Source organism: Agromyces sp. Leaf222, from assembly GCF_001421565.1.
In the GTDB taxonomy this organism is placed as follows: Bacteria; Actinomycetota; Actinomycetes; order Actinomycetales; family Microbacteriaceae; genus Agromyces.
Map to the genome: position 1 here is coordinate 276,716 of NZ_LMKQ01000001.1, position 21,047 is coordinate 297,762.

Annotated in this window: 18 protein-coding genes; 9 read left to right on the plus strand and 9 right to left on the minus strand. The window is 70.4% G+C overall.

Annotated elements, in window-relative coordinates; all coding sequences use genetic code 11:
- Positions 1 to 34: 34 nt before the first annotated feature.
- The 3 genes from ASE68_RS01250 to ASE68_RS01260 all read right to left on the minus strand — a co-directional run bounded on the left by ASE68_RS01250 (position 35) and on the right by ASE68_RS01260 (position 5,344).
- Positions 35 to 3,256: a GH32 C-terminal domain-containing protein gene (locus tag ASE68_RS01250; protein ID WP_369800044.1), complete on the minus strand. Its 3,222-nt coding sequence runs from the start codon at positions 3,254 to 3,256 to the stop codon at positions 35 to 37.
- Between the two features lie 136 nt (positions 3,257 to 3,392).
- Entirely contained in the window at positions 3,393 to 4,340 is a 948-nt protein-coding gene (locus ASE68_RS01255) for a carbohydrate kinase family protein (RefSeq protein ID WP_055854296.1), read from the minus strand.
- A complete protein-coding gene (locus ASE68_RS01260; RefSeq protein WP_055860450.1) occupies positions 4,337 to 5,344 on the minus strand; it encodes a LacI family DNA-binding transcriptional regulator in 1,008 nt (335 codons plus the stop codon). Before ASE68_RS01260 ends, ASE68_RS01255 begins: the two co-directional genes overlap by 4 nt.
- 218 nt (positions 5,345 to 5,562) lie before the next feature.
- Between ASE68_RS01260 and ASE68_RS01265 the strand changes: the two genes are divergently transcribed.
- From ASE68_RS01265 to ASE68_RS01285, 5 genes are all read left to right on the plus strand, one after another.
- Positions 5,563 to 6,663 (plus strand): substrate-binding domain-containing protein, encoded by a 1,101-nt coding sequence (locus ASE68_RS01265; RefSeq protein WP_055854298.1) that lies wholly within the window; start codon positions 5,563 to 5,565, stop codon positions 6,661 to 6,663.
- A gap of 185 nt (positions 6,664 to 6,848) precedes the next feature.
- Positions 6,849 to 7,847 (plus strand): ABC transporter permease, encoded by a 999-nt coding sequence (locus tag ASE68_RS01270; RefSeq protein ID WP_055860453.1) that lies wholly within the window; start codon positions 6,849 to 6,851, stop codon positions 7,845 to 7,847.
- Complete coding sequence (locus ASE68_RS01275; protein WP_082461784.1) at positions 7,844 to 8,734, plus strand: ATP-binding cassette domain-containing protein; 891 nt, start codon at positions 7,844 to 7,846, stop codon at positions 8,732 to 8,734. The genes ASE68_RS01270 and ASE68_RS01275 overlap by 4 nt, the downstream gene beginning before the upstream one ends.
- Positions 8,731 to 9,093, plus strand: coding sequence for a putative quinol monooxygenase (locus ASE68_RS01280; RefSeq protein ID WP_055854301.1), 363 nt, complete (start codon positions 8,731 to 8,733; stop codon positions 9,091 to 9,093). Before ASE68_RS01275 ends, ASE68_RS01280 begins: the two co-directional genes overlap by 4 nt.
- Before the next feature lie 101 nt (positions 9,094 to 9,194).
- Complete coding sequence (locus ASE68_RS01285) at positions 9,195 to 9,845, plus strand: TetR/AcrR family transcriptional regulator (protein ID WP_055854304.1); 651 nt, start codon at positions 9,195 to 9,197, stop codon at positions 9,843 to 9,845.
- Positions 9,846 to 10,004: 159 nt separating this feature from the next.
- On the opposite strand, the gene ASE68_RS01290 is transcribed toward ASE68_RS01285, so the two are convergent.
- Complete coding sequence (locus ASE68_RS01290; RefSeq protein ID WP_235480734.1) at positions 10,005 to 12,659, minus strand: immune inhibitor A domain-containing protein; 2,655 nt, start codon at positions 12,657 to 12,659, stop codon at positions 10,005 to 10,007.
- A gap of 46 nt (positions 12,660 to 12,705) precedes the next feature.
- Here ASE68_RS01290 and ASE68_RS20650 point away from each other — a divergent pair, with 46 nt between their 5' ends.
- Positions 12,706 to 12,876 (plus strand): hypothetical protein, encoded by a 171-nt coding sequence (locus tag ASE68_RS20650; RefSeq protein WP_235480735.1) that lies wholly within the window; start codon positions 12,706 to 12,708, stop codon positions 12,874 to 12,876.
- A 292-nt stretch (positions 12,877 to 13,168) separates the two neighbouring features.
- On the opposite strand, the gene ASE68_RS01295 is transcribed toward ASE68_RS20650, so the two are convergent.
- The 4 genes from ASE68_RS01295 to ASE68_RS01310 all read right to left on the minus strand — a co-directional run bounded on the left by ASE68_RS01295 (position 13,169) and on the right by ASE68_RS01310 (position 16,417).
- On the minus strand, positions 13,169 to 13,855 hold the full coding sequence (locus ASE68_RS01295; protein ID WP_055854311.1) for an HAD hydrolase-like protein: 687 nt from the start codon (positions 13,853 to 13,855) through the stop codon (positions 13,169 to 13,171).
- Between the two features lie 85 nt (positions 13,856 to 13,940).
- Positions 13,941 to 14,345 carry a VOC family protein gene (locus ASE68_RS01300; RefSeq protein WP_055854313.1) on the minus strand — a complete coding sequence of 135 codons (405 nt, stop codon included), beginning with the start codon at positions 14,343 to 14,345 and terminating at the stop codon, positions 13,941 to 13,943.
- Positions 14,346 to 14,383: 38 nt separating this feature from the next.
- Entirely contained in the window at positions 14,384 to 15,079 is a 696-nt protein-coding gene (nucS, locus tag ASE68_RS01305) for an endonuclease NucS (protein WP_055854317.1), read from the minus strand.
- A 9-nt stretch (positions 15,080 to 15,088) separates the two neighbouring features.
- Positions 15,089 to 16,417 (minus strand): MFS transporter, encoded by a 1,329-nt coding sequence (locus ASE68_RS01310; RefSeq protein ID WP_082462295.1) that lies wholly within the window; start codon positions 16,415 to 16,417, stop codon positions 15,089 to 15,091.
- 298 nt (positions 16,418 to 16,715) lie between these two features.
- On the opposite strand from ASE68_RS01310, the gene tdh reads away from it, so the two are divergent.
- Both tdh and ASE68_RS01320 read left to right on the plus strand, forming a co-directional pair.
- Positions 16,716 to 17,759, plus strand: a complete 1,044-nt coding sequence (gene tdh / locus ASE68_RS01315) for an L-threonine 3-dehydrogenase (RefSeq protein ID WP_055854322.1) — start codon at positions 16,716 to 16,718, stop codon at positions 17,757 to 17,759.
- A gap of 2 nt (positions 17,760 to 17,761) precedes the next feature.
- On the plus strand, positions 17,762 to 18,937 hold the full coding sequence (locus ASE68_RS01320) for a glycine C-acetyltransferase (RefSeq protein ID WP_055854324.1): 1,176 nt from the start codon (positions 17,762 to 17,764) through the stop codon (positions 18,935 to 18,937).
- Between the two features lie 31 nt (positions 18,938 to 18,968).
- Here ASE68_RS01320 and ASE68_RS01325 read toward each other — a convergent pair whose 3' ends face one another.
- Positions 18,969 to 19,733, minus strand: coding sequence for an SDR family oxidoreductase (locus tag ASE68_RS01325; RefSeq protein ID WP_055854328.1), 765 nt, complete (start codon positions 19,731 to 19,733; stop codon positions 18,969 to 18,971).
- Positions 19,734 to 19,885: 152 nt separating this feature from the next.
- Between ASE68_RS01325 and ASE68_RS01330 the strand changes: the two genes are divergently transcribed.
- Entirely contained in the window at positions 19,886 to 20,986 is a 1,101-nt protein-coding gene (locus tag ASE68_RS01330; protein WP_055854331.1) for a LacI family DNA-binding transcriptional regulator, read from the plus strand.
- The last annotated feature ends 61 nt before the right edge of the window (positions 20,987 to 21,047 follow it).

The following is a 21,047-nucleotide window of genomic DNA, read 5'->3' on the forward strand; positions in this document are numbered from 1 at the left end:
GTCAGCAGCGCCGCGACCCGGTCTCAGCCGACGGTCACTTGCTGACCTTCACCGTGATCGGCTCGCTCGTGGTCGTGCCCGCGGCATTCCGGAACTCGACCGTGTAGACGTACGTGCCCTTCGGCTTGCCGCTCAGCTCGAGTGTCGCGCGCTGCGCTGCCGGCGTCGCGGCCGGGAGCGTGCCCTCGCCGACGACCGTGCCGTTCTCGAGGAATCGGTACGACGTCGCGTTCTGGCCCCACCACAGGTTGGCGGTGAGCCGGAAACGTCCGTCGCCGTCCCGGTTGTCGTGGCTCAGCACCGGCTTCGACGGATTCGCGTCGCGCACCTTGACGGTGAGTGCCTTCGTCGAGGTCGAACCCTTCGAGTTCAGGAGCTCGCCGACGAACGTGTACTCGCCGTTGCCGAGCCCCTGCACCGGCACGACCACGCGCTGGGCCTGCGGCGTGTGCGGCTCGAGCCGCGTGGTGTGCACGAGCTCACCGTCCCGGTACAGCTTGAACAGGCTCGCGTTCTCACCCCACCACAGGTTCATGGTGACGTCGAAGTCGCCGTCCTGCAGCCCGGTGTCCCAGCCGTTGTTCGAGGAGAGCACGCCGGCGGCCGGTGCGGCGGTGGCGCCGTCGTCGGTCGGCACCTCGGGCTCCTCCGGGAACATGGCGGTGGCGAGCGGTGTCACCGTGAGGGAGACGAGTTCGGCGGTGCCGCCCTCCGCCCAGAGGCCGAGCTCATCGGCGCCCGCGTTCGGGAACACCTGGTCGGTGATCGTCGTGCGGCCGTCGGCCGAGAAGACCTCGACCGATGATCGATCCACGTAGACCGTGACGGCCAGGCGGCCGTCGTCCAGCGCGACCGGTGCGTCGTCGAGCGACGCGAACGCGGGATGGAAGTCGGTGTTCCCCGACTCCCGGCGGTCGACGAAGAGCCGGCCGCCGTCGGCGTCGTAGCCGATGCGCGTCGACGCCTCGCCGTCGCCCAGCACGCTGAGTCCGAACGCCTCGGCGTCGCCCGGCTCGAACACGGCATCGACCTTCAGCACGTCGCCCGCGACCTCGTCGAGCGTCACGGTGCCCGCCTCGATCGCTCGCGGGCCAACGGTCACCGCGTCATCCGACTGCTCGAGGCCCTCGAACTCGGGCACGACCCGCTGCACGAGACGCGGCCCGCGCTCGGTCGACGTGAGGGCGACCTCGCGCGGCAGCGCCATGGCGCTGCGCCACGATCCCGTCGGGATGTCGTTCGCGTCGTCCCAGTTGTTCATCCAGCCGAGCATCACCCGCCGGTCGTCGGGGGCGTTCGAGAACGAGACGGTCGCGTAGTAATCCTTGCCCCAGTCGAGCCAGTCGTAGCCCTCGATGCGCGGCGCGGCCGCGGCATCCGCGAACATCACCTGGTCGACGAGTACGTGCCCCCACCCGAACCGGTTGTTGTCGACGATGCGAACGGATGCCTCGCGGCCGGCGTACTCCGCGACGTCCCAGCTCACCCAGTCGAGGCTCTCGCTGTTACGCCCGGTCGCCGTGCGCACGACCTCGCCATCGACGACGAGGTTGACGGAGGTCTCCTCGGATCGCGGCAGCGCCGCCTCGGCGCCGAGCACGAGCTGGTCGACGGTGAGGTGGCCCCAGCCGCCGTTCGTGCCATCGTGCACCTGGAACTGCGCGTCGCGGCCGGTGAATTCGGTGACGTCCCACGCCTTCCAGTTGAGCGCACCGCCATCGGCGCCGGTGGCCGTGCGCACGATCTCGCCATCGACGACGAGTCGAGCCTCGAGCGTGCCGTCGAGTCGCTTGCCGCCGCCGAGGAGGAACGAGAGGTGGTCCTCACCGGGCTGGATCGTGAACGACGGCGAGGTGAGGTCGCCGAGGTTGTCGTCGCCCTTCGGCCCGGACTCGAAGGTGTTGATCCGCTTCTGTCCGAGGTAGTAGTCGCCGCCCTGCGTGGAGGGGCTGCGGCTGGGGTCGGTCGCGAAGTCGCCGGTGGCCTCCCACCCGGTGTCTGCGAGCGTCGTGCCGTCGGGGAATTCGAAGCCGTCGAAGAGCAGGCGTCCGGCGGGCGCCTCGTTGTCCAGTCGGGTGCCGTCGACGTGCGGGTGGTTTCCGCCGCCCACGAGCAGGTTCACGAACGGGTCCTCGATGGTGAAGGTCGGGGACTCCACGGTGCCGACGGGCCAGTCGAAGTCGTTGAACCCGTTGACCAGCCCGGCGCCGACGTAGCCGGTCACCGCGTTCTGGCCGGCCAGGGTTCCGGCGGCCGGGGCATCCGCGAACGGGCCGTTCTTCCAGTTGCCCGGCTCGTTGGCGACGGTCCAGCCGTCGTAGGTGCCGTCGTCGAACCCGGCGAAGACCTCGCCGGCGGGCAGCGTGTCATCGGTGACGGTGCTCTCGGACGTGAAGGCGGTGCCGTCGAAGTCGCCCACGAAGTACTGGCCGCCGGAGCCCCCGGCGACGCTGCCCGGGTTGAGGTTCACGACGAGCACCCACCTGGTGTTCGCCGGGTCGCCGTCGACCGCGAGCGGGAAGAGGTCCGGGCACTCCCAGATGCCGCCGGTCGCGTTCGCCGGTCCGAAGTCGCTGAGGTGCGTCCAGGTCTTCAGGTCGTCGCTCCGGGAGATCACCACCTGGTACTGCAGCGCCTCGACGGCCGCCATGACCCAGTAGGACTCACCCGTCTCGGGGTTCGTGTAGCGGAACACCTTCGGGTCGCGGAAGTTCGCCGATGCGCGGTCGTACACCGGGTTGCCGTCGTACTTCGTCCAGGTCTGCCCGTGGTCGGTGCTGTACGCGAGCGATTGCGCCTGCCGGCCCGCGAGCGTCGGATGCGCCGCCGTGTAGGCACTCGTGTAGATCGCGACCATCGGCGGATTCTCGGCGGTGCCGAAGCCGCTCGTGTTCTGCTCGTCGACCACGATCGAGCCCGAGAAGATGTCCTCGATGGCGACGCCGTCGGCGTCGAAGGTCTGTGGGATCGCGAGCGGCTGCTCCTCCCAGTGCGTGAGGTCGGCACTCGTGGCGTGGCCCCAGCTCATATTGCCCCAGCGCGTGCCGGAGGGGTTGTGCTGGAAGAACAGGTGCCAGGTGCCGTCCTCGTACACGAGTCCGTTCGGGTCGTTCATCCAGTTGCGCTCTGGTGAGAAATGCACCGCCGGCCGGTACTGCTCGGTGGCGGGGTCGGGTGCAAGGTCATCGGCGGATGCCGCCGTCGCCGGGCTTCCGAGGAGGGAGACGGTGAGGGCGGCGACGGCTGCGAACGCCACCGCCATCCCACGCGTTGATATCGTCGTCATCGATCGATTCGCCTTTCATCGCGTGGCTCTCGAGGGAGCCATGACATCGTTGTCAGGTATACGAGCGCGACACTACGCAGTGTCCGGCGGACATTGCAAGCCCCGGTCAGCTGGTGAAGGCCGGCCCCTCCGGCGGTCGGCGCAGCAGGGCGCCCTCGTGGCGAACCGTCGCCGCGGCGATCGCCATGGCCTCACCGAGGGCGGCCGACCACGCGGCATCCGAGCGGGGCATGCCGTCGACGGCGATGCGGTGCACGACGGCCGAGAGCGTCGCGTCGCCGGCACCCATCGTGTCGATCACCCGTCCGGGCAGGTCGACGATGCCGGCTCGGACCGCGATCGGACCATCGTGCACGCGAGCGCCATCCCGACCCTCGGTGGCCAGGACGGCCGGACCGGGCTCATCGACCTGCGCACCCGAACGAAGTCGAGCGACGAACTCGTCGAGCGTAGCCTCGAGCAGGAGTTCTGCGTCCTCGTCGCCGACCTTGACGAGCAGCGCCTCGCTCGCGAGTCGCTCGAAGCCTCGGAGGAACTCGCCCCGATCGTGCAGCATGCCCGAGCGCGGGTTCGCGTCGATGACGAGCCGCTCGTGCGGGCGGTCGACGGCTGCACGGAGCTCGGCCGACTGGGCGACGTCGTCGAACGGGAAGCAGCTCACGACGACCAGGTCGGCCGCGTCGAGCGCCGTGCGGGCCTCCCCGTCGAACCGGATGCGCCTCGCCCTGGCCGCGTCGTTGAACTCGTACCTGGGCTCGCCGCCATCGGAGCGGTCGGACACCGCCCGGGACGTGCCGAGCTCCGACGGGCTCGCGACGAGTCGCACCCGATGGTCGGCGAGGTACTGACGGATGCGACCACCGGCCTCGTCGTCGCCGAGCATCGCGAGCAGGGTCACGTCCTCACCGAGGAGCGCGAGCCCGACGGCGACGTTCAGTGCGGCACCGCCGACGAACTCGCGGGTGCCCGACGGGCCGCGCAGTTCGTCGATGAGGGCGTCGCCGATGACGACGATGCGATGCGGGCGTGCCTCGACCGAGGTGTCGAGCGTCATCGTGCGCTCGCCCGCGGCGGCAGTTCTCCGCTGCCTCGCTCGATGAGGCGTGTTGGCACGATGGTGCGTGCGGCCGGTGACTCGTCGCCGTCGAGACGGGCGAAGACCCGCTCCGCGGCGATGCGGCCGATCGCGTGCGGATCCTGGGCGACGACCGTCACGCCCGGCTCGAGGAGATCGCCGAGCGGCACGTCGTCGAAGCCGACCAGCGCGGTGTCGAAATGCCGATCGAGTTCGCGCAGTGCGCGAATCACGCCGATCGTCACGAGGTTCTGCGCGCTGAAGATGGCGGTGGGCGGTTCGTCGGCGTCGAACAACGCGAGCGTCGCCCGTCTGGCCGTCTCCTCGTCGTGGAGCCCTTCGATGACCGGGGCATCGCCGGTCGCGATGCCGGCGCGGCCGAGTTCGTCGAGGAATCCGCGCCGGCGCTCCTGCGCGGTGCGGATGTCGTGCCGGTCACCGAGGTAGGCGAGTCGTCGGTGACCGTGCGCGATGAGATGGCGGGTCGCCAGCGCGGCTCCGGCCGTGTTGTCGCTGACCACGGAATCGGAGGCGACGCCGGCGGGCTGGCGGTCGACGAAGACCACCGGTGTGCCGCGCCGCAGTTCGGGGGCGAGGTAGCCCTGGTTCTCGGACACGGTCGTGAGGATGAGGCCGTCGACCCTGCGGCGGAGGAAGGCCGAGACGGCGGCCTGCTCGCGTTCGGGGTCGTCGTCGAGGCTCGAGGCGAAGACCGCGACGCCGCGGGCCAGTGCGGCATCTTCGACCGCCCGGTGCACGGCGCCCGCGAACGGGTTGTCGACGCTGCCGACGAGCAGCCCGAGCGTGCGCGTGCGACCGTCGGCTCGTCGCAGGTTGCCGGCGTGCAGGTCGGGTTCGTAGTCGAGCGACCGGGCGGCCTTCAGCACCCGCTCGATGGTCGCCGCCGAGACGTTGGGTTCGCCGTTGATGACCCGCGAGACGGTCTTCACCCCGACGCCCGCCAGCGTGGCGACGTGGCGCATCGTCGGCCGGGCCCGGGAACGGGCGTCGGCCGGGAGGGACTCGTCCGGGCGCCCGGCGTTGCGCTCGGCTGCCGTCGGGTCCGCGTCTGACAACGGTGTCACGATTTGATCTCCAATGTGCGGTGTCGGCTTGACTATACACAGGCACATGGGCTAGACCTAACGCTGACATCGTTGTCAATGGGGCAACGGTTCCACACACCAGAGGAGATTCACCGATGAATCACGCAGCTCCCGGCGCAGTCCGACGCCGCCTCATCGCAGCCGGCTCGCTCACGGCGGTCGCGGCACTCGCGTTCACCGGATGCGCCTCGTCGGGCGACAGCGCCGACGGCGGCTCGGGCGGCGACGACACGATCGGCGTCTCGCTCATCGTCAAGACGACCACCAATCCCTTCTTCGTCGCCATGCAGGAGGGCGCGCAGACCGCCGCCGAGAAGCTCGGCGTCGAGCTGACGCTCGCCGCAGGCAAGGAGGACGGCGACGAGGACACGCAGATCCAGGCCGTCGAGAACGCGATCTCGAAGGGCGATGCGGGCATCCTCATCACCCCGAACGGCCCAGGCGTCGAGGACGCGCTCGTCAAGGCCCGCGATGCCGGCCTCTACGTCATCGCGCTCGACACGCCGCCGGCCGATCCCGAGGCCGTCGACATCACGTTCGCGACCGACAACTTCGAGGCCGGTCAGGAGATCGGCGCGTGGACGGCCGCCAAGCTCGGCGGCGAGAAGGCCACCATCGCGATGATCGACCTCTTCGACGACAAGATCGTCTCGGTCGACGTGCAGCGCGACCAGGGCTTCCTCGACGGCATGGGCATCGACCTCGGCGACGACGCCGCCAACGGCGACGAGGACCCGAGCGGCAGCTACAGCGGCGGCGACTACGAGATCGTCGGCAACGAGGCATCCCAGGGTGCTGAGGACGGCGGCCGCACCGCGGCCGAGACGCTGCTCTCGAAGAACCCCGACATCAACGTCGTCTACACGATCAACGAGCCCGCCGCGTACGGCGCATACGAGGCGTTCAAGGCAGCCGGCAAGACCGACGGACTCATCGTGGTCTCGGTCGACGGCGGCTGCGCGGGCATCGACGCCGTCGAGCAGGGCATGATCGGCGCCACGAGTCAGCAGTACCCGGTCAAGATGGCCGAACTCGGCGTGCAGGCGATCTTCGACCTCGTCGACACCGGCACCACGCCGGAGGTCTCCGAGGGGCTGGACTTCTTCAACACCGGAGTCGCCCTCGTCACCGACGACCCCCAGGACGGCGTCGAGTCGATCGACACGGCCGAGGGTGGAGACATCTGCTGGGGCTGATCGCCGCAGGCCGCATCGCACGGTGATTCCGGGAGGGCGGATGCCTCGATCGGGGCATCCGCTCTCCTGAACCTCAATCCCGCCCCACGAAATCGGAGCACAACGTGAGTCAGCACACGACACCCTCGCCGGCAGCGCCGGCGAACCGCACCCCAGAGGGCGAGCCGCCGACGTCGGCGCTCGACCTGGCCGAGGAGTTCCTCGACCGCACGACCCCGCTCAGCCGCATCCGGAACACCCTGCATCGCTACCCGGCCGTCAGCCCGGCCATCGTGCTCGCCCTGTCGATCATCGTCTTCGGCCTGCTCAACGACCGGTTCCTGAACCCGGCGAACCTCTCGCTCATCACGCAGCAGGTCGCCGTGGTCGGCACCCTCGCCGTCGCGCAGACGCTCATCATCCTCACGGCCGGCATCGACCTGTCGGTCGGCGCCGTCATGGTGCTGAGCTCGATGGTCACGGCGCAGACGACCGTGCACCTCGGCGTGCCGGCCGTGATCGGGCTGCTGCTCGGCCTGATCGTCGGCCTCGGCGCGGGAGCCCTCAACGGCCTGCTCGTCACCAGGCTGAAGCTGCCGCCCTTCATCGTGACGCTCGGCACGCTCAACATCTTCATCGCGCTCACCCTGCTCTACTCGAGCGGCGCAACGGTGCGCGGCGGCGAGATGCCGCCGCTGCTCACGTGGACGGGCTCGGTGATCGCCCTCGGCGGCGTCAACATCACGGTCGGCGTGCTCATGATGCTGCTGCTCTACGTCGTGATCGCGTTCATCCTGCAGAAGACGGCCTGGGGTCGTCACGTGTACGCGGTCGGCGACGACCCCGAGGCGGCGCGCCTCGCCGGCATCAGCGTGAACCGCGTGCTCATGAGCGTCTACCTCGCCGCCGGCGCGATCCTCGCGCTCGGCGCCTGGATCCAGATCGGGCGCACGAACGCGGCCTCGCCGAACGCGGGCGCCGACCTCAACCTCGACTCGATCACGGCCGTCGTCATCGGCGGCACGAGCCTCTTCGGCGGTCGCGGCACCGTCTGGGGCACCCTGCTCGGCGCGCTCATCGTCGGGGTCTTCCGCAACGGGCTCTCGCTCGCCGGGCTGGACGTCCTGTGGCAGACCTTCGCCGTGGGCGTGCTCATCATCGTCGCCGTCTCCGTCGACCAGTGGATCAGGAAGGTGCGGAAATGACCACCGAAGACCAGGGCGCGGTGCGCCCCGAACCGTCCTCGCCCGCAGGCAGCCCGTCGGGCATCGGCGCACTTGCCGACGGCGCGGCACCAGGGTCCGACGCGACATCCGCTCGCTCCGCCGTCGCGGAGCGCGAACCGATCCTCCGGGCCCGACGACTCGTGAAGACCTTCGGCCGGGTCGTCGGACTCGACGGCGTGAGCCTCGAGCTGTACCCGGGCGAGGTGCTCGCGATCATCGGCGACAACGGCGCCGGCAAGTCGACGCTCATCAAGTGCCTCACCGGCGCCGAGATCCCCGATGAGGGCGAGATGTGGCTCGAGGGGAAGCCGGTGAGCTTCAAGCGTCCGCAGGACGCGCGGGATGCCGGCATCGAGACGGTTTACCAGAACCTCGCCGTCTCGCCGGCCCTCGACGTGGCCTCGAACCTGTTCCTCGGGCGCGAGCTGCGCAAGAAGGGCATCCTCGGCTCGGTGTTCCGGGTCGTCGACCAGAAGGGCATGCGACAGCGTGCCCGCGATGAGCTGCGCGCCCTCGGCATCTCGACCCTGCAGGACGTCACCGTGCCCGTCGAGAACCTCTCGGGCGGTCAGCGCCAGGCGGTCGCGGTCGCGCGTGCCGCGGCCTTCGGATCGCGGGTCGTCGTGCTCGACGAGCCGACCGCCGCGCTCGGTGTTCGCGAGTCGAACCAGGTGCTCGAGTTGATCCGCCAGCTCCGGGATCGCGGGATCCCGGTCATCCTCATCTCGCACAACATGCCGCACGTCTTCGACGTCGCCGACCGCATCCACATCCAGCGGCTCGGCAAGCGCGCGGCGACGATCACCCCGCAGTCCCACTCGATGACCGATGCCGTGGCCATCATGACGGGTGCGGCGACCGAATGAGCGAGGGCGAGCGAGCGGATGACCCGCAGCACGTCGTGCGGCTCATCGCCGAGTTCACGGCTCGATCGGGTCGCGAGGAGGAGGTCGCGCGCCTCCTCCTCGCGCTCGCCGACGACGTGCGGCGCGAACCGGGATGCCTCGAGTTCGCCACGCACCGCGTCGTCGGCCCGCCTGCTGGAGTCGACGTCGCCCACGGGCCGGCGCCGATCGGCACGCGCTTCGTCGTGACCGAGGCCTACCGCGACGCGGCGGCGTTCGCGGCGCACCTCGCGGCGCCGTACGGCTCGGTCTTCAACGCGGCGCTCGCCCCGCTCATCGTCGAGGACGGCTCCGTGCTCACGTTCCTCGCGCGGGACTGATCGCTTCGCAGGCCCGCCGTCTCGGAGGGGCGCGTCGGCCGCGCGCCGCCTCCGAGCCACCGGGCGGGTAGCGTTGTCGCGACCCCGAGGAGCACCACCGCATGAAGCCCGGACCCAGGCGCAGCATCAGCCAGGCCGACATCGTCGACGCCGCATTCGAGATCTTCGAGGAGAAGGGCGGCGACGCCGTCTCGATCCGCGGGGTCGCCGCGCGCCTTGGCCTGACGCCCACGGCGATGTACACGTACTTCACGTCGAAGAACGCGCTGCAGCGGGCCATGGTCGAGCAGGTGTTCTCGGGGCTCGACCTCGCCGCGGCATCCGACCCGTCCGTGCCGTGGCGCACGCGCGTGCAGCGCCTCGCCGCAGACCTGCGGGCCCGGTTCGCCGAGCACCCCGGCGCGATCGTGCTCGTGGCCAGTGGTCCGCTCGACGGCCGCCAGGCGCTGACCTTCGGCGAGACCCTGCTCGAGGGGTTCACGGGCGAGGGGATGCCGCTGGCCGACGCCGCGCGTGCGACGGCCGCCGTACGGGCCGCCGTGCTCGGCGCGATCACGCTGGATGCCGCTGCGGCGGGCGCCGACGCCGACGCCGCGGATGCGCCCGCGGCACTCTGGATCGAGGCCACCCAGCATCCGCTCACCGAGGCGGCCGCACTGCTCGGCGAGCCCGACCCGTTCGCCGCGAACCTGGATCGCCTGCTCGACGGCCTCGGCCTCGCGCCCGCGGCGACGCTCCCGCCGGTCGAGTAGGCGCGCCAGCGCCGTATCGAGGCCAGCGCCGTATCGAGGCCAGCGCCGTCTTCGCTGGTCTCGATACGCTTCGCTACTCGACCGGCGACCGGCACCGGCCTGACACGCGACGAGGCGCCGACCCGGAAGGGCCGACGCCTCGTCATGGCTCCGTTCGGATCAGCCCTTGGGCGACGTGATCTTCAGGAGGGCGGCGCGGTTGCCGAGCAGCGGGAGCTGCACGTCGACGCCCGTGCCGTAGGCGACACCCGAGTCGGACGGGTTGCCCGTGCCGAGCACGGAGAAGCCCATGTCCTCGCCGTACAGATCGGTGGCGGGGGTTCCATCGGGGTTCGTGACGCGCGTCGTGTACGGCGCACCCCCGACCGACGGGACGACGACCGAGCCGTTCGCGTACTTCCAGAACAGCGATCCGTTGCGGAACTCGAGTCCCGGCACCCAGCCCTTGTTGTCGGTGAAGGACTTCACCGCGGGCAGGGCGGGCACGTCGGTGCAGTACTCGGTCAGGGCGGCATCCGTGATGCACTCCTTGAACGGGTACGTCTTCTGCACGCCGAAGGCCGCGTTCGAGGACTGCGCCCTCGACGGCATGTTCTTCAGCGTCGTCGGGTCGACCGTGGCCGCGGCACCCGTGCGTCGCAGCGGGTCGAAGTGGCTGTCGACGATCAACAGGCCGCCCTTCGCTCCACCGCTCGGCAGTGCCGTGAGGTTCGACTGCACCTGGTTCGCGTCACCGTAGGTGGTGTCGCGGTACCAGACCAGCGCGCCGGGCGCGTTGTACTTGATCTTGTCGACCTTCCAGGCGCCCTCGTCGGTCTGGTAGACCGTGTCGTAGGCGTACTTCAGGCCCTCGTCGAACCCGTCGAAGTTGCGCCACTCGACCATGTAGTACTGCGCCTGGGTCGAGGTGCCGCTGTCGATGCGCCAACCCGGGCCCGTGGTGCTCGCCCACGAGGCGACCGTCTTCGTCCAGCCGTTCTCGCCGGATTCGACGTCGTCGCTCCAAGTGGTGGTGCCGTCGGCGACCAGCGAGAAGTCGTCGGCGAACCATCCGCGGTCCTGGTAGGCCGCATCCGTCGCGAGACGAAGACGCACGCCGATCGTCTTGCCGGCGTAGGCCGACACGTCGATGTAGTCGTGGCGCCAGCCGCCCGACGTGCCGGTGAGGCCGTACTTCTTGCCGCCGAAGGTCGCGAGGTTGCCGTTGGGGTCGGGGTAGCCGTCAGGCGTGGTGACCTCGCCGCCGGCCTCGGTCAGCACCTTCTGGTCGGTCCACGTCGTTCCGCCGTCGGTCGAGACCTCGACGAAGCCGAAGTCCCAGTCCTGCTCGATGACGTAGTCGTTCCACATCCAGAACTTCGCGTCGGTCGCGCCGGCAGGCACGTCGACGGTGCGGGACAGCTGGACGTCGGCCCAGTCCTGGTCCGCGCCGGTGTACCAGGCGTTGGCGCCGCTGTGAGGCGTCGTCAGCACGGTGGTCTTGTCGGGCAGGTTGATCTTGATGCCGTCCTGCGTGCCCTTGAGCGGACGCGAGTTCTGTCCGACCAGCACCGACTGCGTCTTGTCACCGGGGTTCACGATCTTCGGGTCGGCCCAGCCGAGCACCCACTTGTCCCAGAGGCCCATGTGGGTCGGCATCGACTGGAAGATCGGGCCGGAGTGCGAGCCCGAGGACATGAGGTCCCAGAAGTCGATGTCGGAGTCGCCGACACCGGAGGTGTCGTAGAGGTCGGGCAGGCCGAGGTCGTGGCCGTACTCGTGGGCGAACACGCCGACGCCCGAGTCCTCGGGCTGAACGATGTAGTTCGACAGCTTGAGGTTCGTGCCCGGGATGTCCGCGCCGCCTGCGACGGCGGAGGAGTGCGCCCAGATGGCGTACGTGCCCTCATCGCCGCCGCCGCCGGACTTGTCGGCACCGGCGTGCACGAGCACGACGTGGTCGATCACGCCGTCGGGCTCGTTGTAGTTGCCGTCGCCGTCACGGTCGCCCTGGTCTTCGATGTCGTAGTCGGCCCAGGGGAAGTCGGGCTGCGCGGCGGCGAGTGCCGCCACGGCGTCGACGGGAAGCTGGCCTGCGCCGAGCGGGTTGTCGGGGTGGCCCTGCATGTCCTGGATCGCGCCGGCCTCGTAGACGCCCGCGGCGTTGAGGTGGCAGACACTGGCACCGTAGTAGGCCTCGGAGTGCGGCACCTTGACCCACGGGGTCGCCGTGCCGGTCACGGTGTAGGCGCCCTGCGACATCTCCTCGTACATGGCCTTCATGGTGTAGCCCGAGATGTCGATGCCCTTCTTGCCATCGGGGCCCTTGAGGTCCTTGCGCACGCGCTCGGTGATGCCCTTCTTCGAGAAGAGCATGTCGTTGTAGTGCTTCGGCGAGAAGTCGGGCACCCACATCGAGTTGTTGTCGAGGTTCGCGAGGTTCGCCGGGTTGGGGAGGTTGTTGTGCAGCGGTCCGCTCTGCACGTCGCCCGGCTTGCAGTCGGTCGCGCCGAACGCCGTCGGAACCTGCACGTTCGTGAAGTCGTCGGCCGCGGTCTCGTCGAACTCGACCAGGATCGTCAGCAGCTTCGCCGTCTGTGTCTCCTTGGCCGACTTGTAGAGGCTCTTCAGCCACTTCGGGCTCTTGCCGCTCTTGATCGACTTCGATTCGAGCTTGGCGAGCCCTGCCGCCGCGATCGGGTTGCCTGACGTGAACTTGCGCTCGAGCGCGTCGGCCTTCACGAGTGCGGCCTGCTGCTGCTGCGCGGTCACCCCCGCGTCGACCTTCTGATCCACGCCGAATGCGTCCTCGGCGCGCGGCTCGACGTAGTTCATGTAGTACTCCGAATCACCGATGATCGGTGCCTCGTATGGTGCTGCTGTGGCGGACGAACCGACCACTCCCGTTGCCGCCAATGTGGCGGCCGCGAGAGCGATGACCGGAACGATCGCCACCGCGCGCTTTTTCGCGCGCGTGGAGATTCCAGACATTCTTCTCCCCTCGATGCGGCCGACGAAGGATTCCGCCGACCGCGACGTCGTCCGTCGGTAGGCGGACGTACTGGGGAATCTAGCTGTGGCCCGTTCGGGGGGTAAACCCTGTCCCTATGGATTCGCAGAATATTTGCGTCGAAGAGGCTGTGATGTCGATCGTGCGCGCCGAACGCGGGGTACGCGCACATCCGTGGCGCTCAGGGCGGAGGGGTTGCGGATGTCGCGAAGAGGGGTCGCCGAATGGCGAAGGGTCTCGCGAACCAGGGTCGCCGAATGGCGACGGGTCTCGCGGACCGGGGTCGCCGAATGGCGACGGATGCCGCGAGCCGGCGTCGAGCAGAGGGCCCGGCTCAGCCGAGGAGCAGCCCGCGCAGCTGGTCGGCGGAGTGCACGACGGCCATGGCGCCGTCGGCCTCGGCGGGAGAGCCGTAGCCCCACTCCACGAGGATCGTCGGCACGCCGTTCGCCTGGGCGCCGAGGGTGTCGTAGCCGCGGTCGCCGACCATCACGGAGTGCTCGGTGTCGATGCCGAGCGCCTGCAGGCGCCGCAGCGCCTCGGCCACGACATCCGCCTTCGTGCTGCGGGCCTCGTCGTCGCTGGCGCCGGCGATGACCGTGAAGTAGCGGCTGAGGTCGGCGTTCTCGAGTACGGCGTTGGCCATGCTCTCGGGCTTCGAGGTCGCGAGGGCGATCGGAACACCGGCGGCGTGCAGGCGTTCGAGCACGCCGGCGACGCCCGGGAAGACGGGGGAGTGCAGCAGGCGGTTCGCGTAGTCGGCACGGTAGGTCTCGAGGGCGCGCTCTGCGCCGGCGTCGTCGAAGCCGCCCATGAGGCGCAGGCTGTCGAGCAGCGGCGGGCCGACGTAGGCGAGGAGCTGCTCGGCGTTCGGCACCTCGAGTCCGAGCTCGGCGAACATGTGCGCGAGCGAGGCCGTGATGTCGGCCGCGGAGTCGACGATGGTGCCGTCGAGGTCGAACAGGACGGCGGCCCAGGTTCGGGTGGGCGCCAAGGCGTTGGTGTGGCTGGGGGAGATCACCGTGTCATCCTAAGGCCCGATAATCCGAGTGCCACTCAGGTTTCGATCAGCGGCACTTCACGCAGCGCTCACCCGGCCGCCTCCGTCAGCGCTGCGACGTGTCGCCTTCGGCGACTGCCAGCACCTCGACGCGGTTGCCGAAGCCATCGCGTGCATGGAAGCGGGCGTAGCCCTCGAAGGTGTCGCGGTCGGCCCATGACACGTCGAATCCCGCATCGGCCACGCGCTGCCCGGTCTCCTCCAGCTCGCGCACCGAGCCGAGGAGCAGGGCCGGGTGCGCCTTGTTCGCCGGGACGAACGGATCATCGACACCGACGTGGATCTCGGCGACGACGACGTCGCCCTCGAAGGCGCGGAACCAGCAGCCCCCGCGCCCGGCCAGTGAGGGTGCCTTCGGAACCTCGGTCATGCCGAGGGCGTCGCGGTAGAAGCGCCGGGCCTCCTCCTCCTGGCCGCGCGGCATGGAGACCTGGACGTGATGGAGGCGCATATTCTCTCCCGAGGGGTCGAGGCGGTCGGAACGGGTTGTCAGAACAGCCGGGAGTCGCTGTCGTCGAGCCCGCGCATCGCGTCGTAGTCGAGCACGACGCACCGGATGCCGCGGTCTTCGGCGAGCGTGCGGGCCTGCGGCTTGATCTCCTGCGCGGCGAAGACACCGGTGACCGGCGCGAGCAGGGGGTCGCGGTTCATGAGCTCGAGGTAGCGCGTGAGCTGCTCGACGCCGTCGATGTCGCCGCGGCGCTTGAGCTCGACCGCGACCGAGCCGCCCGAGGCATCCGTCGCTAGGATGTCGACCGGGCCGATGGCCGTCATGTACTCGCGGCGCACGAGCCGGTGGCCGTCGCCGAGGATCTCGATCTGCTCGGCGAGGAGCTTCTGCAGGTGCGCCTCGACGCCGTCCTTCTGCAGGCCGGGGTCGATGCCGAGCTCGTGCGACGAGTCGTGCAGCACCTCGTGGATCGAGACGATGAGCTGGTCGGCCGTCTTCTTGTGCGTGACCTTCCAGACCTCGACGACGCCGGCGGCGGCCTGCGCCTCATCGGGCAGGGTCGTCTCGAGCGTGCACGGCGGGCTCATCCAGTTGAGCGGCTTGTAGCTGCCGCCGTCGGAGTGCACGAGCAGCGAGCCGTCGCCCTTGACCATGAGCAGGCGCTGGGCGAGTGGGAGGTGGGCCGAGAGCCGCCCCGCGTAGTCGACGGAGCAGCGGGCGATGACGAGACGCACCCGTCGAGTTTAGGCGTCGGATGCCGCGGCGGAGGCCCCACCGGAGGTGCCCGTCGCGTCGGGGTGCTCCTCGACGCCCGTCGCACCGGGCTTGTTCGACCGCTCGCGCGCCGCGGGGGCCGCGAGTCCGGCGATGATCATGAGCACGAGGACCACGAGCAGCGCGTTCAGCAGCCCGAACTGCTCGCCGAGGAACCCGATGAACGGCGGGCCGACGAGGAACGCGCAATAGCCGATGATCGCGACGGCGCTCACGCGGGCGGCCGCCTTGGCGCGGTCGGGGACGTCGGCCGCGGCCGACATGCCGACCGGGAAGCCCATCGACGCGCCGACGCCCCAGAACACGGTGCCGAGGATGATCACCCAGAGCTCGCTGCCGAAGATGAACATGCTGAGGCCGATCACGCCCGTCGCGGCGAGCACGCGCAGCGTGAGCACGCGGCCGAAGCGGTCGATGAGCGGCCCACCGAGCACGCGCGCGGTGGTCATCGACACGGCGAAGACGGTGAAGACGGCGGCGCCGGCGGCGGGCTCGAGGCCGTGGCCGTCGACGGCGGCGAGGGTGAGCCAGTCGTTCGCCGATCCCTCGGCGAACGACATGCCGAGCATGATGACGCCGATGAGCAGCAGCTGCACGTCGCCCCAGACCCTGAGGCTGTCGCGGAGGCGCTCGGTCCACGGGCGGGCGGGCGCGGCATCCGCTCGCCCGTCGGTGCCGGCTGCGGCGACGTCGGCCGGGTCGCCGAGCTCGGTGCGGTGGGGCACGAACCGCACCGAGATCACCGCGCCGACCGCGATGAGGGCGGCGATGACGCCGAGGTGCGCGAAGACGGCGATGTCGAGGGCGGCCGCTGCGGCCGCGATGCCGGCGCCGGCGACCGTGCCGAACGAGAAGAACGCGTGCATGAGCGGCATGACCGTGCGGCCGATCTCACGCTCGGCCTCTGCGCCCTCGACGTTCATCATGACGTCGACCGCACCGTTGCCGAACCCGGCGAAGGCGAGGCCGATCGCGATCATCGGCACGGAGGGGGCGAGCGATCCGCCGATGCCGATGAGCACGAGGCCGGTCGAGACCGAGATGAGGGTGCCGGCCATGCCGATGCGTGCGCCGAAGCGCGCCATGAGGGGCGGCGCGGCGATGAGGCCGAGTACCGAGGCGATCGAGCCCGAGAGGATCACGAGGCCGACGCCCTGGGTGCTGAGCCCGGTCTCGTCGCGCACCTCTGGCAGTCGGGCGACCCAGCTCGCGAGGCTCAGCCCCGAGAGGAAGAAGATCGCGAAGACGGCGTTGCGCCAGGCGGTGAGTCCGCGGCGGGTCGTGGTTGGTGCGCTCATGTTGCTCGGCTTCATTGTCGGGGGCGGATGCCGCGGGGCGGATGCCGCGGGGCGGCGTCGTCGGAACGGATGCCGGTGGGAATCGTGGCCGGTGCGGAATCGAATCGATTCGATCGGACCTCTGAAACCCTATCGACCGGGTCGGGCCGCCGCAACACGGGCCGGTCGTGACGCTCACCGACCCGCGTCACAGTTCGACCCCGCCCGATACGATGGCCGTGCCATCCGGCGCATCCACCGGACCACTTCGCAGCGGCCGCCGCATCCAGCGGCCCCTGCACCGAACAACGAGGTATCGATGAAGGCCCTCTTCAAGCGCGCCCCAGGCGCAGGTTTCGAGTACACCGACCGACCTGAGCCCGAGCCGGGCCCCGCCGACGTGAAGATCCGGGTGCTGCGCACCGGCATCTGCGGCACCGACCTGCACATCGAGGCATGGGACGACTGGGCCGCCTCGAACATCGCGACGCCGCTCGTGCCGGGGCACGAGTTCTACGGCGAGGTCGTCGAGGTCGGCGAGCTCGTGCACGACGTCGCCGTCGGCGACCGGGTGTCGGGCGAGGGCCACGTCGTCTGCGGCATGTGCCGCAACTGCCGCGCCGGCCGCCGGCAGATGTGCATCCGCACCCTCGGCGTCGGGCTGCACCGCGACGGCGCGTTCGCCGAGTACATCGTGATCCCGGGCGAGAACGTGTGGGTGCACCACTCGCCCGTCGAGCCCGACGTCGGCGCGATCTTCGACCCCTTCGGCAACGCGGTGCACACCGCGCTCGCCTTCTCGGTGATCGGCGAAGACGTGCTCGTCACGGGCTGCGGCCCGATCGGCCTCATGTCGATCGCGGTCGCGCGCCATGTCGGCGCCCGCTTCATCGTGGCGACGGATGTCTCGCCCGCGCGTCTCGAGCTCGCCAGGTCGATGGGCGCCGACGCCGTCGTCGACGTGTCGGGCGAACGCGTCGCCGAGGTGCAGGGCCGGCTCGGCATGCGCGAGGGCTTCGACGTCGGATTCGAGATGTCGGGTTCGCCTCGCGCGCTGCCCGAGATGATCGAGAACATGAACCACGGCGGGCGCATCGCGATGCTCGGCCTGCCGAGCGAGCCGTACGCGATCGACTGGGGCAAGGTCGTCACCCACATGCTCACGGTAAAGGGCATCTACGGCCGCGAGATGTTCGAGACCTGGAACTCGATGAGTGCGATGCTGCAGACGAGCCCGTTGCTGGGCGAACGCGTCGCCTCGATCATCTCGGAGCGCCACCCGGCGCGCGAGTGGCGCGCGGCGTTCGACTCCGCGAGGGCGGCGGGCGTCGGCAAGGTCATCCTCGACTGGACGGAGGTCTGAACATGTACGGATCGGTGAAGGAGCAGTTGCGGGCCGAGCTCGACGAGATCGACTCGGCGGGGCTCACGAAGCGCGAACGGGGCATCCTCGGGCCGCAGTCGTCGGAGGTGTCGGTCGCGGGGCACGAGGTGCTGAACTTCTGCGCGAACAACTACCTCGGGCTCGCGAACGAACCGCGCATCGTCGCGGCCGCCCACCGTGGTCTCGACGAGTGGGGCTACGGCCTGGCCAGCGTGCGCTTCATCTGCGGCACGCAGGAGCAGCACCTCGAGCTCGAACGGCGCGTCTCCGAGTTCCTCGGCTACGACGACACGATCCTCTTCTCGTCGTGCTTCGACGCGAACGGCGGCGTCTTCGAGACCCTCTTCGGTCCAGACGACGCGATCATCTCCGACGAGCTCAACCACGCGTCGATCATCGACGGCATCCGGCTCTCGAAGGCGCGCCGGTACCGCTACAAGAACCGCGACCTGGCCGACCTCGAGGTGCAGCTCGCCGCGGCATCCGATGCCCGTCGCCGTGTGATCGTGACCGATGGGGTGTTCTCGATGGACGGCTACATCGCACCCCTCGCCGAGATCTGCGACCTCGCCGACCGCTACGGCGCCCTCGTCTTCGTCGACGACTCGCACGCGGTCGGGTTCGTCGGCGAGCACGGCAGGGGAACGCCGGAGCTCTGCGGCGTCGAGGGGCGGGTCGACATCACGACCGGCACCTTCGGCAAGGCGCTGGGCGGGGCATCCGGCGGCTACGTCGCGGCCAGGCAGGAGATCGTCGACCTGCTGCGCCAGCGCGCCCGCCCCTACCTGTTCTCGAACACGCTCGCACCCGCGATCGTCGCCGGAACGCTCGAGGCGCTGTCGCTGCTCGAATCGTCGGGCGACCTGCGCGAGCGCCTGAATGCGAACGCCGCCCTGTTCCGCGAGCTGATGACGGATGCCGCGTTCGACCTGCTGCCCGGCGAGCACGCCATCGTGCCCGTCATGTTCGGCGACGCCGTCGTGACGGGGCGCATGGCCGAGCTCCTGCAGGAGCGAGGGGTCTACGTGACGGCGTTCTCGTTCCCGGTGGTGCCGCGCGGGGCGGCGCGCATCCGCGTGCAGCTCTCGGCCGCGCATTCCGAAGACGAGATCCGCCGGTGCGTCGCCGCGTTCGTCGAGGCGCGCGCCGCGGTCTGAGGGGCGGATGCCGCGGGCGGGCGCCGGTGCGTCAGCGCCCGCGCTCGCCGACCCGCATCGCGAGCGAGGCCGGCAGCAGCCGCGTGAGGCCGACGAGCGCGCGGTAGCGCAGCGACGGGATCGACACGCCCTTGCCGCGCGCGGCGTCGCGCAGGCCCTCGGCGACGACGGTGCGGGCGTCGAGCCACATCCAGGCGGGCACGCCCTCCTTGCCGGGGGCCAGTCCCATGCGCTCGTGGAAGTTCGTGTGCGTGAAGCCGGGGCATACGGCGGTCGTGGTCACGCCCTTCGGCCCGTACTGGTCGTTCGCCCAGCGGCTGAAGCTGATGAGCCAGCCCTTGCATGCGCCGTACGTGCCGCGGGGGATGAAGCCCGCGACGGAGGCGACGTTCACGATGCGACCCCGGCCGCGCGGCAGCATCTGGCCGAGTGCCGCATGGCTCAACCGCATGGCCACCTCGACGTGCAGCGAGAGGTGCTTCACCTCGTCGTCGATGTCGTTCGCGGCGAAGTCGAGCGGCAGCCCGAAGCCGGCGTTGTTCACGAGCAGTTCGATGGGCCGCTCGGGGTCGGCCACGCGCGCGACGACCTTCGCGAGGTGACGGCGCTTGAGCAGGTCGGCGGGCAGCACCTCGACGCCGACGCCGTACTTGGCGCGGATGCGCTCGGCCACCCGGTCGAGCGCGTCGCGGTCGCGGGCCACGAGCACGAGGTCGGCCCCCGTCATGGCGATCTGGCGCGCGAACTCGGCTCCGAGGCCCGAGCTCGCGCCGGTGATGAGTGCGGTCTTCGGCATGCGGCCCAGCCTAGGCGGCGGTGGGATTCGGGCGTGAACGGGAGGTTCTCGCGTGCACGTGACATCCGCTTCTCGAATCGATTCGAGGTCGATGACCTATGATCGGGCGTACCGGCGACCCCCGCCGACCCGCTGCCAGAGGATGCCCGAGCATGTCCGAGTCCGCCCGACCGACCCTGTCCGACGTCGCCGCGCGCGCCGGCGTCTCGGCCTCGACGGCCTCGCTCGCGTTCAGCGGGTCCGGCCCGGTATCGGATTCCACGAAGCAGCGCGTGCTCGCCGCCGCCGCTGAACTCGGCTACGCAGGCCCCGACCCTCGTGCCCGGTCGCTCCGTCGCGGGCGTTCCGGCATCGTCGGCGTGGTGCTCGAGCAGCGCGTGCGCACGGCGTTCCTCGACCCGGTGAAGATCCAGATGCTCGACGGCATCACCGAGGGCATCGCGCCGCTCGGCGCCGGCCTGCTGCTGCTCACCGACGTGGGCGCCGTCGACCTGCCGGTCGTCGAGGCCGGTGGCCCCGTCGCCACGCCGGCGCTCAGCGTCGAGAACGCCCCGGTCGACGCGGTCGTGCTCATCGGCTGCAGCCCCCGGCTCGGGCAGACCGTCGCCGCCCTGCGCCGCCGCGGCATCCCGACCGTCGCCATCGAGGGCGCGGCCGGCTCCGACATCCCCGAGATCTCGATCGACAACCGCGACGCCACCCGCCGCGGTGCCCAGCACCTGCGCGACCTCGGGCACGCGGATGCCGTGATCGTGACGCTCCCGCTCGACCCCGCCCGTACGCGCGGCCCGCTCACCGCGGCGCTCGAGGCGGGCAGCACGTCGGACACCGCGAGCGAGCGCCTGCGCGGGGCCAGAGAGGTGTTCCCGCACGCGACCGGACGATCCGCCGCCGCGAGCTCGATCGAGGAGGGCCTCGAGGCCGGTCGCATCCTGCTCGCCGACCCCGAGACACGGCCGACCGCGATCATCGCGCAGAGCGACCTGCTCGCCGCCGGGGTACTGCAGGCGGCCGAGGAGCTCGGCGTCGCCGTGCCCGGCGAGGTGAGCGTGGTCGGCTTCGACGGCATCCGTGTCGACGGCCTGCAGCACGACCTGACGACGCTCGTGCAGCCGTCGGTGGCCAAGGGCCGTGCCGCCGGCGAGGCGGTCGTGCGCATGCTCGCCGATGACGACGGCGACGCGCCAGCCTCGCGCTGCTTCACGAGCGTGCTGCACGTCGGCGACACCACGGCCCCGCCGCGCGCGCGGTGATCCCCGCCCGCCCGCGCTGATCCGCAGGCCGCGCGCAATCCGACCCCACGAGCGGATCGCG